We start from the raw sequence: 6,253 nt of genomic DNA, 5'->3' as shown, positions 1-6,253 counted from the left end.
CCCGAAAAGCAGGGCCCGGGCCCCGGATGCGACCTCCCCGCGGGCCACCAGTTTGGACAGGGCGAGCGGGATCGAGGCGGCGGACGTATTACCCGATTCGACGACATCGCGGGCGATGACGGCGTTGACGGCGCCGATCTTCTGGGCGATGGGCTCGATGATCCTCAAGTTCGCCTGGTGCAGGACGACGGCGGCCAGATCCTCGGGGAGGATGCCCGCCCGCTCGCACACCGCACGGGCGATCGGCGGCAACTGGGTGGTCGCCCAGCGGTAGACGGACTGGCCCTCCTGCGCGAAGCGGGGCGGGGTGCCCTCGATCCGTACGGCGTGTCCCATCGCGGGCGCCGACCCCCAGACCACCGGGCCGATGCCCGGCTCCTCGTCCCCCTCGGCGGCCTCGACGACCGCGGCGCCCGCGCCGTCGCCGACGAGGACGCAGGTGGAGCGGTCGGTCCAGTCGGCGACGGCCCCCATCTTGTCGGCGCCGATGACCAGCACGCGGGACGCCGAGCCCGCCCGTACCGCATGGTCGGCCGTGGCGAGTGCGTGGGTGAAGCCCGCGCAGACGACATTGAGGTCCATGACGGCGGGCGTGCCCATCTCCAGCCGGGCGGCGACCCTGGCGGCGGTGTTCGGCGAACGGTCGACGGCCGTCGAGGTGGCGACCAGCACCAGATCGATGTCGGCCGGGGTGAGACCGGCCGCCGCGAGCGCTTTCGCGCCCGCGTGGGCGGCCAGCTCATCCACGGGTTCGTCCGGACCCGCGATGTGCCGGGTCTTGATCCCGACACGGCTGCTGATCCAGGCGTCGCTGGTGTCGACCATGCGTGCCAGGTCCTCGTTGGTGAGCACCTTGGCCGGCTGATAGTGCCCGAGTGCGGCGATACGAGTACCGGTCATACCCGGACCCCCTCTGCTGTCGACGTAAAGGAGTCCTCCAGTCTCGTCAGCGACCCACCGTTGCGAAGACAGGTGAATCAACAGGATTCACCCGCGCCACTTGGAGACTCCGCATCATTTGGTGAAGAGCTGAGTGGCCTTGAGGACCAGCTCATACACACCGTACGCCAGCGGAATTCCCACCCAGAGCCAGGCAATGACGATCAATCCGGTGCGCCGGGACTCAGGCGCTGTGCTGCTGCTTGCCGGCGGCGTGGTCATCGGCTGCCTCCCTCGGGGCTGGTACGTGGTAGTGACGCGGGTTGACGGGTTTGACCAGCTCGTTGGCGACGAAGCCGACAGCGAGCAGGCAGATCATGATGATGAATGAGATCCCGTACAGGCCGGAACCGCTCTTTCCCGCCGCCTGCTGACTGTCCGCCACCCAGTTGACGATGAGGGGGCCGAGGACACCGGCCACCGACCACGCCGTGAGCAGCCGGCCGTGGATCGCGCCGACCTGATAGGTCCCGAAGAGGTCCTTCAGGTAGGCGGGCAGGGTGGCGAAACCTCCTCCGTAGAAGGAAAGAATCACCATCGCGCAGAGCACGAACAGCGGTTTGGCGGAGTCGCCCGCCAGGTAGATGAGTACGTACATCACAATGCCGACGGACAAATAGACGCGGTAGATGTTCTTACGGCCGATCACGTCCGAGAGGGACGACCAGCCGAGGCGGCCCGCCATGTTGGCCGCGGACAGCAGAGCGACAAAACCGGCGGACGCCGAGACGGAGACGGGGGCCGAGGTGTGCGCGAAGAAGTCCGTGATCATCGGGGCGGCCCGCTCCAGGACGCCGATGCCCGCGGTGACGTTCATGCACAGGACGACCCACAGGCACCAGAACTGCGGGGTACGCAGCGCCGACCTGGCGGACACCTGGACGGCGGAGGCGGGCGCCGCCGCGGCGGCCGGGGTCCCCGCGAGATCCTTCGCGGCGGACCGCGCGGGCAGGTAACCGGCCGGGGGTACGCGGATCAGCAGCACGCCGAGCGACATGAAGACCGCGTACACAAGGCCGTGCACCAGGAAGGCGAGGGCGATGCCCTTCCCGTCGTCGCCGAACGACTTCAGCATCTGCGCCGACCACGGCGAGGCGATGAGCGCGCCGCCGCCGAAGCCCATGATCGCGATGCCGGTCGCCATTCCCGGGCGGTCGGGGAACCACTTGATGAGCGTCGACACCGGCGAGATGTAGCCGATGCCGAGTCCGATGCCGCCGACGAAGCCGTAGCCGAAGACGATCAGCCAGAACTGGCCGGTGGCCGCGCCGAGGGCGGAGATCAGGAAACCGGAGGAGAAGCAGATCAGGGCGACGGTCATCGCCCAGCGGGGGCCCTTGCGTTCGACGAGGGTGCCGCCGAACGCGGCCGACAGGCCCAGCATCACGATGCCGAGCTGGAACGGGAGGGCGCTCGCGGTGCCTGAGAGATCGAGGGCCTTCTCAAGTGGAGGCTTGAACACGCTCCATGAGTAGGCCTGACCGATGGAGAGGTGAACCGCCAGCGCTGCGGGCGGCACCAGCCAGCGGCTCCAGCCGGCTGGTGCGATAGGTCGAGTCATGGTCGCGAACTCTACGAACCGGCCTTACCCGTTGGGAAGATCAAAGCGAAAGTTTGGTCGACCGCATACACCGACAAGTGACAGAACTCTTGTCGGCCCGAACTCCATACTGTAGACAATATATCGTCGACACTGAAGCGGTGCTTGACGAGTGTGACCCTTCCTCTCGGTCCCCCTCAAACCGAACGGAGAGCCTCACGGTGAAAGTCGCAGTTGTCGGCGCCGGAGCCATCGGCGCCTATGTCGGAGCCGCGCTCGATCGAGCCGGAGCCGAAGTCCATCTCATCGCCCGTGGACCGCACCTCGCGGCCATGAGGCAGCACGGAGTCCGGGTGTACAGCCCGCGCGGCGATTTCACCGCGCGGGTGCACGCCACCGACCGACCGGACGAAATCGGTCCTGTCGACTATGTGTTCCTGGGCCTGAAGGCCAACTCGTATGCGGCGTGCGGGCCGCTGATCACGCCTCTGCTCCAGGAGAAGACGGCGGTCATCGCCGCCCAGAACGGGATCCCGTGGTGGTACTTCCACGGCCACGGAGGTCCGCACGACGGCAAGCGGATCGAGAGCGTCGACCCCGGCGGCTCGGTCAGCGCGGTACTGCCACCCGAACGTGCGATCGGGTGTGTGGTCTATGCCGCCACGGAACTGGAGGGGCCCGGCATCGTCCGGCACCTCGAAGGAACCAGGTTCTCGATCGGCGAACCCGACCGGTCGGTGTCCAAGCGGTGTCTGGAGTTCAGCGAGGCCATGCAGACGGGTGGCCTGAAATGCCCCGTCGAGGCCGAGCTGCGCAACGACATCTGGATCAAACTGCTCGGCAACATCTCGTTCAACCCGATCAGCGCCCTCACCCGCGCCACCATGCGGGAGATGTGTCTGCACCGCAGCACACGTGAGGTCATCGAGATGATGATGGCAGAGACCTTGCAGGTCGCCGGAGCACTCGGCTGCCTGCCCGACATCTCCATCGAACGGCGCCTCGCCGGCGCCGAACGCGTCGGGGACCACCGTACGTCCACTCTCCAGGACCTGGAGAAGGGCAAACCGCTGGAACTCGACGTCCTGCTCGCCGCCGTCGTGGAACTCGCCGAGATCACCGGCGTTCAGGTGCCGACCCTCCGCACGGTCGACGCCATATCGGATCTTCTGGCCCGTGGCGCGGCCGCCTGATCCACCCTTTCGAATCCCTTCTCCGGCCGGCGGCCGCGACAAAACCCTGTACGCGGGGTTCCCCTCTGTACCCGCACACAGAATACTGTATGCAATGGGCGCGGCCGCTGGCCATCATTCATGAGGAGCGCACCGTGAGTAAACGAGAGCGCACACCGAAGACGTACGCACGCATCACCTATCCGATGGTGCGGGACGGGAAGAGCGGTCCGTTGCGCAGGGCCACCTGGGACGAGGCGCTGGACCGCGCCGCCGAAGGCCTGCGCGCTGCGCGCGGCTCGTTCGGTATGTTCTCCTGCGCCCGCGCCACCAACGAAATGAACTACGTGGCGCAGAAGTTCGCGCGTGTGGTCATGGGCACCAACAATGTGGACTCCTGCAACAGGACCTGCCACGCGCCGAGCGTGGCCGGTCTGTCGGCGGTCTTCGGATCCGGCGGCGGCACCTCCTCGTACGGGGAGGTCGACCACGCCGACCTGATCATCATGTGGGGCTCCAACGCCCGCTACGCCCACCCGATCTTCTTCCAGCACGTCCTGCGCGGCATCAGGAACGGCGCCCGGATGTACGCCGTGGACCCGAGGCGGACCTCCACCGCCGAGTGGGCCGAGAGCTGGCTGGGCCTCAATGTCGGCACCGACATCCCGCTGGCCCATGCCGTCGCCCGCGAGATCATCCATGCCGAGCTGCACAACAAGCCGTTCATCGAGCGCGCCACCAGTGGCTTCGAGGAGTACGCGGCCGAGGTCGAGCCGTGGACCCTCGCGGTGGCCGAGAAGGTGACCGGTGTGCCCGCCGCGGCGATCCGCGAGCTGGCCCACGCCTACGCACGTGCCGAACGGGCCCAGCTCTGCTGGACGTTGGGCATCACCGAGCACCACAACGGCACCGACAACGTGCGGGCCCTGATCAACCTCTCGCTGCTGACCGGGCACGTCGGGAAGTACGGCTCCGGTGTGCAGCCGCTGCGCGGTCAGAACAACGTGCAGGGCGGCGGCGACATGGGGGCGATCCCCAACCGGCTGCCCGGCTTCCAGGACATCCTGGAGCCCACCACGCGGCGCAAGTTCGAGACCGCCTGGGACACCGTCATCCAGCCCGCGTACGGGCTGAACCTGACGGACATGTTCGCGGCGATGGAGACGGGCGAACTCAAGGCCGTCTACTGCATCGGAGAGAACCCGGCCCAGTCCGAGGCCGACAGCGAGCAGGCCGTTGAGCGGATGAAGCGGCTCGACTGCCTCGTCGTGCAGGACATCTTCCTCACCAAGACGGCCGAACTCGCCGATGTCGTCCTGCCTGCGACGGCCGCCTGGGCCGAGACCGACGGCACCACCACCAACAGCGAACGCCGGGTGCAGCGCGTACGCAAGGCGATCGAGCCGCCGGGCGAGGCGCGCGAGGACATCGACATCATCTGCGACCTGGCCGGCCGTCTCGGCCACGCCTGGAAGTACGCGGACGCCGAGTCGGTGTGGAACGAACTACGGTCGCTCTCCCCCGACCACTACGGCATGACGTACGAGCGGCTGGCCGAGCACCAGGGCATCCAGTGGCCGTGCCCGGACACCGAGAAGCTCGAACCCACCTACCTCCACGGCAGGTTGTGGGAGGCGGACCCGGCCAAGCGCGGTCCTCTCGCACCGTTCGGCATCGTCAAGCACGATCCCCCGGTCGACCTGACGGACGAGCTGTTCCCGATCAGGCTCACCACGGGACGGCGGCTCGACTCGTACAACACCGGTGTGCAGAGTGGGAGTTTCGCCTCCCCACTGCGCCGGGGCGAGTACGTGGAGCTGTGCCCCGAGGACGCCGAGCGCTACGGCGTCAGCGTCGGCGAGGAGGTCCGGATCACCTCGCGGCGCGGTGCTGTCCAAGCACCTGTCTGGATCGATCCGGGACTGCGCCCCGGACTTGCCTTCATGACGATGCACTTCCCCGACGAGGTGGACACCAACCAGCTCACCATCGAGGCCAACTGCCCGATAGCGGGAACCGCCGAGTTCAAGGCGTCAGCGATTCGCATCGAGAAGCTGCCCATGGCCGTGAGGAGCTGAACGATGGATCTGCACTTCGGTGACACCAAGCCGACGGACGACGAACGGGCGGCCGTCGACTCGCTGCTCGGCCTCGCCACCTCGCCGTGGGAGGGCGCCGACAACCGTTCGGACACGGATCTGCGGTGGGCCCAGGGCGGCCGTGAGGCACGGGAGCGGCGCGATCTGCTGCTGCCGGGTCTGCACGCGATCAACGACCGGGTGGGCTGGATCAGCGAAGGCGCCCTCGACTACCTCTGCCGCCGGCTGACTGTGCCGCCGGCCGAGGCGTACGGCGTCGCCACCTTCTACGCGATGTTCGCCGTCAAGCCGCGTCCGGCGAAGGTGGTGCACCTGTGCACCGACCTGGCCTGCGCCGCCCGTGGCTCGGCGGCATTGCGCGCCGGAGTGGAGGAACGCCTCGGAGCGGCCGGTTCGGCCACCGGGGGCGTCGTCTGGCACGACAGCCCTTGTCTCGGTCTCTGCGAGCGGGCCCCGGCGGCGCTGGTCGTCCAGGCCGGCGTCCCGCTCTCCCCCGGCCCCGG

Annotated in this window: 5 protein-coding genes; 3 read left to right on the top strand and 2 right to left on the bottom strand. The window is 68.0% G+C overall.

The window, feature by feature from the left end; genetic code table 11:
• Both QR77_RS35350 and QR77_RS35345 read right to left on the bottom strand, forming a co-directional pair.
• Nucleotides 1-900: beta-ketoacyl-ACP synthase 3 (locus QR77_RS35350; RefSeq protein WP_040026083.1), on the bottom strand; the 900-nt coding region annotated here is incomplete at its 3' end.
• A gap of 223 nt (nt 901-1,123) precedes the next feature.
• Nucleotides 1,124-2,500 carry an OFA family MFS transporter gene (locus QR77_RS35345; protein ID WP_040026082.1) on the bottom strand — a complete coding sequence of 459 codons (1,377 nt, stop codon included), beginning with the start codon at nt 2,498-2,500 and terminating at the stop codon, nt 1,124-1,126.
• Between the two features lie 200 nt (nt 2,501-2,700).
• Here QR77_RS35345 and QR77_RS35340 point away from each other — a divergent pair, with 200 nt between their 5' ends.
• The 3 genes from QR77_RS35340 to QR77_RS49505 all read left to right on the top strand — a co-directional run.
• Nucleotides 2,701-3,672 carry a 2-dehydropantoate 2-reductase gene (locus QR77_RS35340; RefSeq protein ID WP_040026081.1) on the top strand — a complete coding sequence of 324 codons (972 nt, stop codon included), beginning with the start codon at nt 2,701-2,703 and terminating at the stop codon, nt 3,670-3,672.
• A 134-nt stretch (nt 3,673-3,806) separates the two neighbouring features.
• Nucleotides 3,807-5,729: a molybdopterin-dependent oxidoreductase gene (locus tag QR77_RS35335; protein ID WP_040029216.1), complete on the top strand. Its 1,923-nt coding sequence runs from the start codon at nt 3,807-3,809 to the stop codon at nt 5,727-5,729.
• A gap of 3 nt (nt 5,730-5,732) precedes the next feature.
• A partial coding sequence (locus QR77_RS49505; protein WP_040026080.1) for an NAD(P)H-dependent oxidoreductase subunit E occupies nt 5,733-6,253 on the top strand: 521 nt, incomplete at its 3' end.

The sequence above is a fragment of the Streptomyces sp. 150FB genome, assembly GCF_000818195.1.
In the GTDB taxonomy this organism is placed as follows: Bacteria; Actinomycetota; Actinomycetes; order Streptomycetales; family Streptomycetaceae; genus Streptomyces.
The sequence above is the reverse complement of the archived record's forward strand: the minus strand, read 5'-3'. Positions and strand labels throughout refer to the sequence as shown.

What these genes read in the sequence shown, in the direction of transcription:
- QR77_RS35345 (WP_040026082.1), bottom strand. Translation starts at nt 2,500, where the DNA reads ATGACTCGACCTATCGCACCAGCCGGCTGGAGCCGCTGGCTGGTGCCG.